Here is a 13,908-nt window from a genome sequence, read left to right as displayed (position 1 = left end):
ATACCGACGCGCAGTAGGTTTGATCAGGTGTTCTACCCCATTTCCACCAAAAACTCATGCATGCCCGTATGCGGCAATTGCGCGCAGGCGGGTGCAAAGTGCGGCAACTGTCCCCACAGCAAGGGGTTGCCGACGACGTACACATAGTGTTGCGCGCGCGTCAGGGCCACGTTGAGCAGGTTCGGCGTGGCCGCCGCCCATTGCGCGGCGCCGGCCGTGCTGTCGTCGGCGCCCAGGACCAGCATCACCACGCTTTGTTCCTTGCCCTGGAAGGTGTGCACGGTGCCGACCATCTGGTTACTCCATTGACGCAATTCGCGCGCCGTCGGTGCCTTGCCGTAACCGAGGCAGCGGTCCCAGTCCAGGTCGATGATGCGCGAGCGCAATTCGTTGCGCACGGCCTTGAACGGCGTAATGACATACATGTCGGGCAGCTTGCCGTCGCGGCGATACAGTTTCAGCAGCACTTCCAGCACGAAATCGAGCTGCACGGGCACCACCTGCTTGTAGCTGACGGGACCAAGAGCGTCGATCCAGCGGCTGGGTCCCCGCGTCAGGCCGCGCGCGCCGGCCGGCGGCGTGCGGTCTGTTAGCCCGTAGACCATCTTGTCTTCATAGGCAATGCTATTGGCCAGCGAAAACATCGGCTCCACGCAGCGGCGGTGCACGCGCAAGGGGCTGCCTATCCACAGCGGCTGGGCGCTGCCGGCGCCGACATGCGCGCCATAACGGTTGGCCTTGTCGGCCAGTGTCTGCACGGAAACGCTTGTCGGCGCGTAACTGCCATCCTGCGTATGCGGCGACAGGGCGGACAAAGTTTGCACGAGGCGGCCAGGCACTGTGAACACGGGTTCGATCTGCAGCGGGTCGCCCACGACGACAGCACGTTTTGCGCGCCACAGGCTGCCCAGCGCCGCCTGCGGCACGGCCTGGCCCGCTTCATCGATGAACAGCCAGCCCAGCGATTCCGGACCCATGCCCTGGAACTGGCGCGCGAACGAGGCGAACGTGGTCGACACGACAGGCACCACCATGAACAGGCTGTGCCAGACCATGGCGATGTGCGACTGGTCGTAGGCGCGCTTGTTTTTCAGCAATTTCGATACGGCCAGCAAGTTGCCGCCAAAGCCGGGACCGCCCTTCTTCGCCACTTCCGCCAGCCACGCTTCGTGCAGGGCCAGGGCCTTGGCGAACAGGCGCGAGCGCAGGCGCGCCAGCGCCGGTTCATGCCACAGGCCGCCAATTTGCAGCGCGTCGCCGTCCAGCTCGTCCAGGGTGGCCGGGGCGATGATGGTGGGGAAACGCATGCGCGCGCGGCGCAGCAGTTCCGTGCTGTCATCCCATTCGCGCTGGCGCGACTGCGCCGTGCGCAGGGCGATGTGCAGGCTGTTGCGGGCGCGCTCGCAGCGCGGTTCCAGCTCGCCCTTCAGCAGCAGCTTGATGGCGGACACGTCGCGCGCGGCCTGGCGCTGCGCCTCGGCATTGGCGATGACGGCGTCCTTGAAGGCACGCGCCGGGGCCGTGCGGAACAGGCGGGCGAAAAAGCCGGGTTGCGTCAGCGCCACCAGGCGTTCCTCTTCCAGCAATTCCTTCTTGCTGGCGAGCAGGGTGTCTTGCTGCGCCAGCGCGCCGGACAGGGCCCCATTCGCCGCATCCATCTCTTGCTCCGCAGCGATCAGCGCCTGCTGGCTGGCCTCAATGAAGTCGGCTTCCGTGCAAGTGCCCACGGCTTGCCACAGGGCTGCATATTGGGCGTGTTCGGCCAGGGCCTTTTCCACCACGTGTTCCGTCTCGCGAAACTCGCGCGCCGCCTGGGCGAAGCTGACGCCCTGGTAGCTGGCCAGCCATTGGCGGATATTCTGTGCGTTCGGCGTCTTGCGCGCCGTGGTTTTGTCCCAGTCGTCGTCATAGAAATTGCTGACGAAGCGGCGGCGGTTCGCGCTATTGCCCAGCGCGCAGGACATCAAGCCCCATGGCGCCTCTGGTTCGGCCAGGGCGCGGTTGGCGCCATTGCCGTCGGCCACGACCCGGCGCGCCACGCTTTCAAAGTAACGCGTGCGCGCCCATTCCTTGCCCAGCTGCTTGGGCTTAGGTAAATCACCGGAAATGTTTTCCACCGCCGCATTGTTCGACGAGGCGACGACCATTTCAAAGCCCGTCAGTTCGGGCCGCAAGCGGGCGATGGTGATGGGGTCGCGCACGCCTTCGAAGGCCACGGCCACCTTGCCGATGAAGGCATCGCCGGCGCGGTCCAGGCAGGACAGCACGCTGGCGCGGCGCACGATGTTGTCGGCGAATAATTCGCGCAACAAGGTCGTCTTGCCCGTGCCGGGCGGGCCGTTGACGGAAAAGATGCCGCGCTCGCTCAAGCCCGTGCGCGCGCCATGGATGGCGAACTGCTGCATCAGGCTCATGGCATAGCTGGCGTCTTCCAGCCAGTGCCCGCGGTTCATATTGCCCGGATTGAGCATGGCGGCCAGCGCCTGGCGTCCGGCCGGGCTGTACAGGTCGATGCGCTCATCCTGCGCCAGCGGCGTCAGGTAGGCGGCGACGGTGGCGGGCAGCTTGCCGCCGCGCACGGCGCGGATGATCTGTTCCAGGTCATCGAGATAAAAACTGTTGAGGATATCGATCGATGGTTCCACCGCGTCGCCGAAGTCCAGGCTGCGGTTCTGGCTGGCCTCAGCCAGGTCGCCTTCCGCCACGGTGACGCGTTTCTTGCGCGTGCGCAATTCGAGCACGGCCAGCGGCTGGCCGGCGGACGGGTGGAAACCGGCCCAGTCGCGCAGCAGGTCGGCCAGGGCCGCGATTTCCATGCCGGACAGGGGCGATGAGACATTGCCCGCCTCGTCCGTCACTTGTTGCGGGGCGCGGCTTGCCGCGAAATTGCGCAAGCTGTCTTGCAGCACCAGCTGGCTGTCGCTGAAGGCGTCCAGGCTCAGGCCCGACCAGTCCGGCGTGCGCGCGCGACCCAGCGCCCACGGTAGCGTCGACACGGACACGGGATCGAACTGCGGCTCGCCCAGCGCATTGAGAGACAGGCGGGCAAAGCACGAGCGTCCCAGCAGCTCTGTTTTTTCTGTGTCGGCGATGTTTTCCGGGCCGTTGGCCGGCGGACAAGCCTTGTTGATTTCGGCCTTGTCGAACACGCCGAGAAATAGCGAAAAGCCGTCGATCTCGCGGTCGGAAGGCACTTGCCATTGCGTGGCGAACTGCAGCGGCAATTGCGCCAGCTGTTCGCGGTGCAGGAGACGCACGGTGGACTGGTCTTCAACGTCCGTGATTTGATTCAGGTCAAACGGGATAAAGAATTCGATCTTGTGCCAATACTCCAGGATAGCCAGGAGGCGCTGCTGTTCTGCCTGATTCATGATGACCAATATTTTGTAAAGCGAGCGAGGATTGTAAAGGGTATGCGCGCCGCGTGTTTTGCACTTTCGCCTATTGCGCGGGCTTTGCCGCAAAAAAAGTGGCGATTGCGGACGAAAAAAAGCCAGGCAGCAACTTCCTGCCTGGCTTACACGTCTGGGGCTTGCTGCTATTACTTAAAACTCTTCCCATTCGCTTTCGGCGCCAGCATTGCCGCGGCGTGCCGGTGCGGCCGCCACGGCTTTGCGCACGGGTGCGGGCTTGGCTGCGGGGCGTGCGATGGCTGGCGCTGCCGGCGTGGCGCGCACAGGCGTCGGCCTGGCTGCGCTGGCGACATGGTTGCCTGTCTTGAAGAAGCCCACCACGTGCGCCAGTTCGCCCGCCTGTTCCTGCATGCTTTGCGAGGCGGCTGCCGCTTCTTCCACCAGGGCCGCGTTTTGCTGCGTCACTTCATCCATCTGGGCAATGGCCATGTTGATCTGCTCGATGCCGATGGTCTGCTCGTGCGTGGCGGAGGTGATTTCTCCCATGATGTCGGTCACGCGCACGATGCTGTCGACGATGTCGCCCATGGTCTGGCCCGCTTCATTGACGAGGCGCGAACCCGTGTCCACGTTGGCCACCGAGGCGGCGATCAGTTCCTTGATTTCCTTGGCGGCCGAGGCCGAGCGGTGTGCCAGATTGCGCACCTCTGTTGCCACCACGGCGAAGCCACGGCCCTGCTCGCCTGCGCGCGCCGCTTCCACGGCCGCGTTCAAGGCAAGAATGTTGGTCTGGAAGGCGATGCCGTCGATGACGCCGATGATGTCGACGATTTTCTTCGACGATTCGTTGATGGTGCCCATGGTGTCGACCACTTGCGAGACGATGCTGCCGCCGCGCACGGCCACTTCCGACGCGCTTTTCGCCAGCTGGTTCGCCTGGCGCGCATTGTCTGCGTTCTGTTTCACGGTGGACGTCAGTTCTTCCATGGCCGACGCCGTTTCTTCCAGCGAACTGGCTTGCTCTTCCGTGCGGGACGACAGGTCGAGGTTGCCGGCGGCAATTTCGCTCGACGCCGTGGAGATCGCGTCCGTGCCATGGCGCACTTGCGCCACCACGCCCAATAAACTGTCGTTCATGGCTTTCAGGGCGCCCAGCAGGCGCCCCGTTTCATCGCTGGAATTGACGACGATGTGCGACGACAAGTCGCCGGACGCCACGGTTTCGGCCACGGCCACTGCCGCATTGATGGGGTGGGTGATCGAACGCGTGATGATCCAGGCAACAAAAGCGCCCAGCAGCACGGCCACGCTGCCCAGGATAATCATGTAGGCGCGCGCGCTGGCGCTCAGCGTTTCGGCATCCGTCGCCGCCTGCGCCGCCTGCTGCGCTTCATAGGCCACCAGGCTGTCGAGCGCGCCCAGCACGATCTTCAGGCTCGGTGCCGCCTGCTGCGTCAAAAAGGCGATCGCCTCTTCCGTCTGGCCCGCATTGCGCAGCTCGATGACCTTGTTGTTCAGCGGTGCGCCCGATTTCAGGGCAGCGTCCAGCTCGGCCATCAGCGCCGTTTCCTTGTCCGTCGAGATTTTCTTTTGCAAGGTTTCCTTGGCGGCGCCGTATTTCTTGCGCGCTTCGCCGATTTTCGCCAGTTCCGCCTGGACCAGCGCTTCCGTCGGCGCCACCACCACGCTGGTGATCGCCAGGGTAATGTTGCGCACGTTGTCGCTCATGGTGTTGGCTGCGGCCATCTTGACGTTCTTGTCGGCCACGATGTCGTGGGTGCGTGCGCTCAGTTGGCCCATGGAGTACAGGCCGACGAGCAAGACGGCCACCAGCAGACCGAGGACGACAGCAAACCCGATTCCGAGACGGGTGCCGATTTTGAATTGTGTGAGTGACATGATTGCTTTCGTAGTGCGGAAGTGAGGGAAAACGTCGACGAGCCTGGACTACGGGTTTATACGTACCGGCGGCGAGTCTGTAATTGTTCCTCAAAATTTCGCACTGCAATACAAAAACTTGTATCAAGTCCCCGAAAAATTTAAAAAATGGTAGTAAATTAAATAAGTTGTCGTGTGGAAACAACGAGCACGGCGTCAGCGGGAAACATCAGCGCTGGGGAAACACGTGGATGGCCAGGAAATCGATGAAGGCGCGCAGTTTCGGCGTCAGGTGGCGGCTGCTGGGCCACAGGATGCGAAAGGCGCCGTCGTGCTGGCGGTGCGCGTCCAGCACCAGCTGCAAGCGGCCCGCGGCCAGCGCGGCGCGCACGGCAAAGTCGGGCAGGGCGGCGATGCCCAGGCCGCTTTCGGCAAAGTGCAGCAGGGTTTCCACATTGTTGCAGTTCAGTAGCGCCGGCAAGCCCGCCGCGTGCAGGGCCGGCCACTCGGGCAGGGGCCAGGCTTCGATCTTGCCGCTGCTGGGAAATTTGTACAGCAGGCAAGTATGCTGCGTCAGCTCGGCGGGCAAGACTGGTGTGCCGTGCCGCGCCAGATAGGCGGGCGCTGCCACCAGCTGCAGCTGGAACTGGCCCAGCTGGCGGCTCATCAGGCGGCTGTCGGCGCTCTCTCCCGCGCGCACGACGGCGTCGTAGCCTTCTTCGATCACGTCGACCCGGCGGTCGCTGAAATCGAGATCGAGTTCCACTTGCGGATAGGCGCGCGCAAAGGCCGCCAGCACGGGATTGAGCAAGCTGCCCACCTGCGGCAGGCTGACGCGCAGCCTGCCTTGCGGTGCGCTCTTGCTGTTCGATAACTCCAGCTCAGCCGCTTCGATCTCGCCCAGGATGCGCCGGCAGCGTTCGAGAAACACCGTGCCTTCGCTGGTCAGTGCGATGCTGCGCGTGCTGCGGTGAAACAGGCGCACGCCCAGCCGCTCTTCCAGCCGCGCAATGCTCTTGCCGATGGCCGAGGCGGAAATACCGAGCACCCTGCCCGCCGCGACAAAACTGCGCGTTTCGGCCGCCTGCACGAAGGCCGTGAATCCCGCCAGGTTATCCATGTCGTCCCTTGTCACCATTGATTGCGGATGCCAACGTCCGCACAGACAGAAACTATAGCCTGTTTTTCTTTGATCGCGCCTGCCTTACCTTGGCAGCCTGATCATTTGAAAGGCATACCCATGATGTACAACTTCTCTGCCGCGGCCTTGTCCGCCCGCATCGATCCCTTGCTCGATGCCGTCTTGCGGCAGCAGCGCCTGGTGGGCGCCGTGGTGCTGGTGCGCCAGCGTGGCCAGGAAATCTATCGCCGCGCGGCCGGCTACCTGGACCGCGAGGCAGGCACGCCCATGGTTGATGACGCCGTGTTTCGCCTGGCCTCCGTCAGCAAACCCATCGTCTCGACTGCCGCGCTGGCGCTGGTGGGGCAGCAGCGCCTGCGGCTGGACGACCTGGTGGCGCACTGGCTGCCGTATTTTGCGCCGCGCCAGCCGGATGGCAGCGTGGCGGCGATCACCGTGCGGCATTTGCTCACGCATACGGCAGGGCTCGACTATGGCTTCTTCCAGCCGCCGGGCGGCGCGTATGCGCAGGCGGGCGTGTCCGACGGCATGGATGCGTCCCGTACTTCTCTGGAAGACAACCTGCGCCGCCTGGCCACCGTGCCGCTCGCGTATGCGCCGGGTGAGCGCTGGGCGTATTCGATCGCCACCGACGTGCTGGGCGCGGTGATCGAAGCGGTGACGGGTTTGCCGCTGGCGCACGCCGTGGCACTGCTGGTGACGGCGCCGCTGGCCATGCGCGACACGGGTTTTATCAGCACGCAGCCGGAGCGCCTGGCCGTCGCGTATGCGGACCGCGCAGCGGGAGAATTGCAGCCGCGCCGTTTGCTGGACGAAGGCGAAGACCATCTGCCGTTTCTCGATGGCATGGCTGGCTTTACATTGTCGCCGGCGCGCGCCCGCGATGCGCACGCTTATCCATCGGGCGGCGCCGGCATGGTCGGTTCCGCTCTTGATTTCATGCGCCTGCTGGAAACCTTGCGCCAGGGCGGCGCACCGCTGTTGCCGCCTGCGCTGGTGCGCCAGATGGGCGAAAGCCAGACGGGAGGCTTTGACTTGCCGTTCTGGCCGGGCCGTGGCTTCGGCCTGGGTTTTACGGTATTGACCGATCCGCAACTGGCCGCCACGCCGGAAGCGGCGGGTACGTGGCGCATGGGCGGCACGTATGGGCATTCGTGGTTTGTCGACCCGGTGCAAGAACTGTCGGTGGTGGCGTTTACGAATACGGCGCTGGAAGGCATGGCGGGACCGTTCGTGACGGAACTGTGCCAGGCGGTGTATGGCGTGGAGCAAGGGCAATGAAGCCCATCGTCTTCCTCGCGCTGGGCCTGTTCGGCGTGTATTGCATCGAGTTTGGCGTGGTGGGCATCTTGCCGATGATTATGCAGCGCTATGGCGTGACGGCGGCGCAGGCGGGTTCATTGGTGAGCCTGTTCGCCCTCGTGATCGCCGTGGGCGGTCCCTTCCTCGTGCTGCTGGCCACGCGCTGGCGCCGCAAACCGGTGCTGATCGTCTCGCTGCTGGTGTTCGCGCTGGCCAGCGTGGCCTCGGCGTATGCACCGCGCTTCGGGCTGCTGCTGGCGTTGCGCGTGGTGCCGGCCCTGTTCCACCCCGTGTATTTCTCGCTGGCCATGGTGGCGGCCGCCGCCCTGTACCCGCCACGGGAGGCGGCGCGGGCCGGCGCGCATGCATTCACGGGCACCAGCATGGGCATGGTGCTGGGCATCCCGCTCACCACCTGGATCGCCGCGCAGTATGGCTATGAGGCATCGTTCCTCGCTTGCGCCCTGGTCAATGCGCTGGCCGCGCTGGGGCTATACCTGTTCCTGCCGGACACGCCGCAGGAGGCGCCGATGGCATATGGCCGTCAATTGGCCGTGCTGCGCAAACCCGCCCTGTGGTTCACCATTGCCGCCGCCGTGCTGGTGTTTGCCGCCATGTTTGCCGTGTATGCGTATGCGGCCGCGTATCTGCAGCAGGTGGCGGGCTTGTCGGCGCGCCAGACGGGGCTGGCGCTGGTGGTGTTTGGCGTAGGTGGCGTGGCCGGCAATCTGTTCGCGGGGCGCCAGCTGGGCACGCATGTGCTGCGCACGGTGGCGCTGCAGCCTGTGCTGCTGGGGCTGGCGTACTGGCTACTGTACCGGTATGCGGGCGGCGGTATCGGCTGGGCGGCGCTGGGCGTGCTGCTGCTGTTCTGGGGCGCGGCGCATACGAGCGGGCTGATCGTGACGCAAGTGTGGCTCAGCAGCGAAGCGCGTGAGGCGCCCGCGTTCGCCATCGGCGTGTATATCGCCGCCATCAACCTGGGCGTGACGCTGGGCGCGCTGGCCGGCGGCATGGCCATCGAGTCCTATGGCATGCGGGGGGCGCTGGCGTGCGGCGCGCTGTTCGGTGCCTTGGCGCTGGCCTTGATCTTGCTCAAGGCGTGGCTGTACCGCCCGTCTTCAGTCGGCAATATGGTTGGGGATGCGAAACAGTAGATCCGTGTCGCCGATGTCCACGCCCGCTTGCGACAGCAGGGTGCTGGCCTGGCCCCGGTGGTGCGTCTGGTGGTTAAAGAAATGCATGAGCAGGCTGAAGAATTCGCGCCGGTTCGGCCCCTTGCTGTTGCGATAGTCCAGCAAATGGTCGAGGTCGTTTTCCGTGATGGAGGCGGCCCAGTCGATGATGAGCTGGTCCAGCCACAGCCGGTGCGCGTGCATGGCGGCAAAATCCTCGGCCGCGAACAGGGGCTGCGTGAGCGAGGCGGGCGGCGTGATGGCGCGGATGGGGTCGAGCAGGGGGAAGCCGGCCGGATGTTTGGCATAGCGCTGCAGCCACAGGGTGTCGCCCACCATCACGTGGTTCAGGGTGGCCAGCAGGGAGCCGAAAAAGGCGCCCCGCTCGCGCTGCAGCTCGCCGGGCGCCAGGCTGGCCGCCGCCGCGTAGACCTTGGCATTCATCCACTGGTTGTAATCGGCCATCAGGCAAATGTGGGCGCAACGGCTCATGGACAAACCTCCGTGAATGAATGAAAGACTATTTTATACAGACTTCAAAAATGCGCGTATGCCGGCCAGCAACATTTCAATGGCCATCGCCGTCAGGATCAAGCCCATCAGGCGCTCGAACGCTGTCATGACCCGTGGACCGAGCGCCCGCTGCAAGCGTTCGGCGCACAGGAACACGGCCAGCCAGACGACGGCCACGGCCGTCAAGCCCGCCACGTGGGCGATCACTTCATTGACTTCATGCGAGGAAAACAGCAGCACGGTGGCCAGGGCCGACGGGCCGGCCAGCGCAGGGATGGCCAGCGGCACGATGAACGGTTCGCCGCCCATTTCGTGGTCGCTATTGCCCGCGTTGGGTTGTGGGAACACCATGCGCATGGCGATCAGGAACAAAATCACGCCGCCGCCGATGCGCAGCGCCACTTCCGACAACTGCAAGGCGTTCAGGAAATGGCGGCCGAAGAACATGAACAGCAGCAATATGCCGAAGGCGATCATGCACTCGCGCACCACGACTTTCCAGCGCCGCTCGACCGGTACCCGTTTCAGGGCATTGACGAACAGGGAAACGTTGCCGAATGGGTCGGTGACGAGCAAGAGCAGGATAAAAGTCTGGAAGAAATTCTGTGTCATGGTGGTGTGATGGAGGTCAACACCGCTGCCAGGATGGGCGCGGTGCGATAAGGCTTGCGATGATAACAAGAGCGGCGGCTCTCGCCCATGATTATTGATGCACAGCAGCATTTTTTTTTACGCCGCGATGACTTTTGCCTGGTAAAACGCCGTCGGCGTGGTGCCGAAATGCTTCTTGAACATGGCCGTAAACGCGCTTTGGCTCGTGTAGCCATTCTCCATGGCCACGTCGATGACCTTGCTGCCGTGCGCCAATTGTTCCAATGCCCGCAGCAAGCGCGCCTGCTGGCGCCACTGGCCAAAGCGCATGCCCGTCTGCTTCTGGAACAGCCGGTGCAGGCTGCGCTCGGTGATGGACAGTTCCTGCGCCCAGTGCGCTACCGTCACTTGCTCTCCCGGTTGTGCCATCAGCCGCGTGCAAATGCCGCGCAGGCGCGCATCCACGGGTAAGGGCAGATACAGGGGCAGCACCGGCAGGCTGTTTAGCTCGTGCAACAGCAATTGCAGCAGATGCCAGTCGCGGCTGCCTTGCGTGAAATGGGGCGCGATATCGACGGCCGCCACGATCAGTTGCCGCAGCAGGGGGCTGATGTCGAGCACGCAACTGTGGCGCGGCAACAGCGGTGAGCTGGCGCAATCGATGAAGACGGTGCGCATTTTCACCGCGCCGCTCATGCGCACCTGGTGCGCGATGCCGGGCTGCAGCCACACGCCGCGCGTGGGCGGCACCACCCAGCGCCCGCCCTGCGCTTCGATGGTCATCACGCCCTCGATGGCATACAGCAACTGTGCATGCGTGTGGCGGTGCACGGAAATCACGTGGCCATGCGCATAGTCGACGGCCAGCGCCATGGCGCGCGCTGTGACGGGCAGCAATTCCTGAAAGGCGGGAGAGGTGCAATCCATAAAAACAGGGTCAGTTTTACGATAGGTACAGACATCTTAGCGCGAGAAGGCGCGGCGCGCCTGCGGCATGATGGTTCCTCCCGCAATTATTTATGGAGCCTCGCATGCCTGTGCGCGCCTATCTGTATCCGTTTCTGGCCATGCTGCTGTGGGCCGGCAACGTCGTCGTCTCGAAGCTGGCCGCATCCAGCATCGCCCCCACGGCCATCACTTTTTATCGCCTGGTGCTGGTCTTGCTGGTGATGACGCCGTTTATCGCCCGCCCCCTGTGGCGCAACCGCGCCGCCATCCGGCGCCAGTGGTGGCAGCTGGCCCTGTGCGGCGTGATGTCGATGGCGCTGTTCCAGAGTCTGTCCTACCGCGCTGCCGAATCGACGACGGCGACGAACATGGCCATCGTCACGGCGCTGGCACCGCTGATGACGGCCCTGCTCAGCGTGTTGCTGCTGGGCGAGCGCCTGACGCTGGGCATGGCGACCGGCGGCGTGCTGTCGTTTGGCGGCTTGCTCTACCTGGTAGGGCGCGGCGATATACTGGCTCTGTTGCAGCAAGGCGTGCATGCGGGTGACGCGCTGATGCTGCTGGCCTGCCTGATCTTCGCTTTGTATGGCGTGCTGCTGCGCCGCTGGCGTCTGTCCATTCCCGCCTGGCAAGCCATTTATTGCCAGGCGCTGGCGGCCCTGGCGTGCATGCTGCCGTTGTTCCTGCTGCTGCCACCTGGCAGCGCCAGGCTGGACGCTACCACCTTGCCATTGATCGGCTATGCGGGCATCGGCTCGTCCATCGTGCTGTCCTACCTGTGGATCGAAGGCGTGAAACTGCTGGGGCCGAACCGCTGCAGCATCTACGTCAACCTGCTGCCTTTGCTGACGGCCTTGCTGGCCATCGTCTGGCTGCACGAAAGCATGCATATGTATCACCTGGTCGGCGGCGGCATCTCGCTGCTGGGCGTGCTGCTGGCGCAGACGGTGCAGCGACCGTTGTTTGGCCGCTACCGTCCTGCGGTGTCCGGCACTGCCTGAATGGCCATGCATAATGGCGTTTTTGGGCAGTGGAGTTGGCATGCGGAAAACATTTGGGATGAGCACGATGGCGGCGCTGCTGGCGCTGGGCGCCCTGGCGCCAGCGCAGGCGGCGCCGCGTTTTTATACAGGCCAGCCCATGGCCACCGCCACTGCCATCGAGCGCCGCGACGGCGGCGTGGTGCTGGCTTTCCTGCGCGAAAATGGCGAGGTCAACGGCTACTACTGCCAGTGCAACGAAGGCAGCGAAAAACGCATGAACCTGGACCAGTATGGCAAGGCCAGCATCGAAGCCGTGTTCCAGCTGGACCTCGACAGCGAAGGCGAAACCACCTTGGTGCTCAGCCGCAGTGCTAATGCCTATGGCTTGCAGGCCTACCGTTACGAGCGCAGCGGCGGCAAGATGTTCAAGGTGACCACTTTGCAGCCCGCGCTGGACGCCATCGTGCGCGGCGCGACAACCATGGACGGGGCGCAGGTGCGCGCGGCGCTGGCATCTTTGCAACTGATCGATTACAGCATCGCTTACGCACCCACGGGCGTGGCCGAATTCGACGCCATCGAGCATGGCCATGGCACCCTGGTCGGCTATTTCAATATCGACGGCGAGTTACTGCCGGGCAAACCTGCCGACGCGCCCGCGTTTGCCTATAAAAAAACCTTCCAGGAAAAGGAGGGCCATTTTCTGACCGTCACGTATCTGCTGGGCAAGGGCTGGGAAAGTGGGCGCGCGCCCAGTTACCACGTCAAGTGGATCACCTGGGAAACGCAGCCGCAGCGCTTTGCCGCCAGCCAGGATGGCGTATTTATCGAATACGACGTGAATTGCTGCGTGGGCAGCGTGTTTGCCCGTGGCCCGTATGCGCAGGGCAAGCGCACCGGTGTATGGCACTTCGAGGAGCCGAACACCATCCGCTCGTCTGGCGCCTTTGTCGATGACAAGGCCGAGGGGCCATGGACGTATGCAAGCGGCGATGAAACGACCACGGGCATGATGCAGCGGGGCCAGCGCACGGGCCGTTGGGAAGTGAGCCCGGGCGTGGCCGAATGGCGCGCAGCGGACATGCACAGCTTCACCGGTTACGACCATTTTGTGAAAGACCGTTTGAACGGTCCCAGCGAGCGCCGCATCGATGGCGTGGTGCAATGGCAGGGTAACTATGTAAATGGCAAGAAGCAGGGCCAGTGGGTCGAACCTGGCGGTGGCGGCAACTACGTCGATGACGTGAAACAGGGGCCGTGGAAGAAGGCGACGCCGGACGGTGGCCGGCAAGTGCTGACCATGCTCGATGGCAAGCCCGATGGCAAGCTGGAGCAGTATGCGGCCAGCGGCCAGCTGGAACTGGTCGAGCATTACCGCCTGGGTGTGCTCGATGGCACGATGGAAAGTTTTTATCCGGATGGCAAGCGGCGTTACCAGGGCAGCTTTGCCGACGGCAAGCGCGATGGTGCGGAAACCCTGTTTTATCCCGATGGCGAAGTGCCGCAATTTCACCGCAACTGGCACAAGGGCGTGCTGCATGGCGTCAACATCGAACATTTCCAGAACGGCAAACCGAAGCAGATCGGCGCCTACAACATGGGCAATAAAACGGGCAGGTTTCAGTCTTTCCGCGACGATGGCCAGCTCATCGAAGAAACCATGTATTAACTTGCTGATTAACATACCTGGCATGCCGGCGCGACCGCGCACGATTGCGGCATGCCAGTTCTGCGCAAAAAACATCATCCGCTTGTTACAAAGCGTGAAAATTCCGGCTGCATATTGCTACAGCTAATCTTTCCCTGTATCTTGCGATCAGGAAATTAAAAGTACAGGAAACCTCAACCCTGTTGCCCTGTATTTCACTCCTGACGATGATGAGCGGGCCGCCTTCCCCCCAGCCGCCACTCACGCTCCATCGACCGAATTTTGTCCTGAACAATGAAGAATTGCCTCGCCCATCTGGCGCTTGCTGCTATCCGTCCGGCATACGCAAGCATGGTTGCGCCCTTACCAAGGAAAA

Annotated in this window: 10 protein-coding genes; 4 read left to right on the top strand and 6 right to left on the bottom strand. The window is 63.6% G+C overall.

Annotated elements, in window-relative coordinates:
* Window positions 1-32 precede the first annotated feature (32 nt).
* The 3 genes from FJQ89_RS17195 to FJQ89_RS17185 form a co-directional block, all read right to left on the bottom strand.
* On the bottom strand, window positions 33-3,371 hold the full coding sequence (locus FJQ89_RS17195; protein ID WP_243136097.1) for a DEAD/DEAH box helicase: 3,339 nt from the start codon (window positions 3,369-3,371) through the stop codon (window positions 33-35).
* Window positions 3,372-3,545: 174 nt separating this feature from the next.
* A complete protein-coding gene (locus FJQ89_RS17190; protein WP_141171046.1) occupies window positions 3,546-5,252 on the bottom strand; it encodes a methyl-accepting chemotaxis protein in 1,707 nt (568 codons plus the stop codon).
* A gap of 208 nt (window positions 5,253-5,460) precedes the next feature.
* Complete coding sequence (locus FJQ89_RS17185) at window positions 5,461-6,351, bottom strand: LysR family transcriptional regulator (protein WP_141171045.1); 891 nt, start codon at window positions 6,349-6,351, stop codon at window positions 5,461-5,463.
* A gap of 120 nt (window positions 6,352-6,471) precedes the next feature.
* Here FJQ89_RS17185 and FJQ89_RS17180 point away from each other — a divergent pair, with 120 nt between their 5' ends.
* Together FJQ89_RS17180 and FJQ89_RS17175 are read left to right on the top strand one after the other, a co-directional pair.
* Window positions 6,472-7,653, top strand: coding sequence for a serine hydrolase domain-containing protein (locus FJQ89_RS17180; RefSeq protein ID WP_205704504.1), 1,182 nt, complete (start codon window positions 6,472-6,474; stop codon window positions 7,651-7,653).
* Window positions 7,650-8,831: an MFS transporter gene (locus FJQ89_RS17175; RefSeq protein WP_141171044.1), complete on the top strand. Its 1,182-nt coding sequence runs from the start codon at window positions 7,650-7,652 to the stop codon at window positions 8,829-8,831. The genes FJQ89_RS17180 and FJQ89_RS17175 overlap by 4 nt, the downstream gene beginning before the upstream one ends.
* On the opposite strand, the gene FJQ89_RS17170 is transcribed toward FJQ89_RS17175, so the two are convergent.
* The 3 genes from FJQ89_RS17170 to FJQ89_RS17160 all read right to left on the bottom strand — a co-directional run bounded on the left by FJQ89_RS17170 (window position 8,796) and on the right by FJQ89_RS17160 (window position 10,880).
* Window positions 8,796-9,341, bottom strand: coding sequence for a DinB family protein (locus FJQ89_RS17170; protein ID WP_141171043.1), 546 nt, complete (start codon window positions 9,339-9,341; stop codon window positions 8,796-8,798). The genes FJQ89_RS17175 and FJQ89_RS17170 overlap by 36 nt on opposite strands.
* 33 nt (window positions 9,342-9,374) lie before the next feature.
* Window positions 9,375-9,974, bottom strand: coding sequence for a MarC family protein (locus tag FJQ89_RS17165; protein ID WP_071075094.1), 600 nt, complete (start codon window positions 9,972-9,974; stop codon window positions 9,375-9,377).
* Window positions 9,975-10,091: 117 nt separating this feature from the next.
* Window positions 10,092-10,880 (bottom strand): AraC family transcriptional regulator, encoded by a 789-nt coding sequence (locus tag FJQ89_RS17160; protein ID WP_141171042.1) that lies wholly within the window; start codon window positions 10,878-10,880, stop codon window positions 10,092-10,094.
* Window positions 10,881-10,984: 104 nt separating this feature from the next.
* On the opposite strand from FJQ89_RS17160, the gene FJQ89_RS17155 reads away from it, so the two are divergent.
* On the top strand, window positions 10,985-11,902 hold the full coding sequence (locus tag FJQ89_RS17155) for a DMT family transporter (RefSeq protein ID WP_141171041.1): 918 nt from the start codon (window positions 10,985-10,987) through the stop codon (window positions 11,900-11,902).
* Window positions 11,903-11,942: 40 nt separating this feature from the next.
* The gene (locus FJQ89_RS17150) at window positions 11,943-13,553 is read left to right on the top strand and encodes a toxin-antitoxin system YwqK family antitoxin (RefSeq protein WP_168208476.1); all 1,611 of its coding nucleotides are present in this window, start codon (window positions 11,943-11,945) and stop codon (window positions 13,551-13,553) included.
* Window positions 13,554-13,908 lie beyond the last annotated feature (355 nt).

The organism is Janthinobacterium tructae (genome assembly GCF_006517255.1).
GTDB lineage: Bacteria > Pseudomonadota > Gammaproteobacteria > Burkholderiales > Burkholderiaceae_D > Janthinobacterium > Janthinobacterium tructae.
This window is presented reverse-complemented; position numbering and strand designations above follow the sequence as displayed.

Excerpts from the sequence above, each read along its gene's own strand:
- FJQ89_RS17160 (WP_141171042.1), bottom strand. The coding sequence starts at position 10,880 with ATGGATTGCACCTCTCCCGCCTTTCAGGAATTGCTGCCCGTCACAGCG.
- FJQ89_RS17190 (WP_141171046.1), bottom strand. The coding sequence starts at position 5,252 with ATGTCACTCACACAATTCAAAATCGGCACCCGTCTCGGAATCGGGTTT.
- FJQ89_RS17165 (WP_071075094.1), bottom strand. The coding sequence starts at position 9,974 with ATGACACAGAATTTCTTCCAGACTTTTATCCTGCTCTTGCTCGTCACC.
- FJQ89_RS17180 (WP_205704504.1), top strand. The coding sequence starts at position 6,472 with ATGATGTACAACTTCTCTGCCGCGGCCTTGTCCGCCCGCATCGATCCC.
- FJQ89_RS17155 (WP_141171041.1), top strand. The coding sequence starts at position 10,985 with ATGCCTGTGCGCGCCTATCTGTATCCGTTTCTGGCCATGCTGCTGTGG.
- FJQ89_RS17195 (WP_243136097.1), bottom strand. The coding sequence starts at position 3,371 with ATGAATCAGGCAGAACAGCAGCGCCTCCTGGCTATCCTGGAGTATTGG.
- FJQ89_RS17150 (WP_168208476.1), top strand. The coding sequence starts at position 11,943 with ATGCGGAAAACATTTGGGATGAGCACGATGGCGGCGCTGCTGGCGCTG.
- FJQ89_RS17170 (WP_141171043.1), bottom strand. The coding sequence starts at position 9,341 with ATGAGCCGTTGCGCCCACATTTGCCTGATGGCCGATTACAACCAGTGG.
- FJQ89_RS17185 (WP_141171045.1), bottom strand. The coding sequence starts at position 6,351 with ATGGATAACCTGGCGGGATTCACGGCCTTCGTGCAGGCGGCCGAAACG.
- FJQ89_RS17175 (WP_141171044.1), top strand. The coding sequence starts at position 7,650 with ATGAAGCCCATCGTCTTCCTCGCGCTGGGCCTGTTCGGCGTGTATTGC.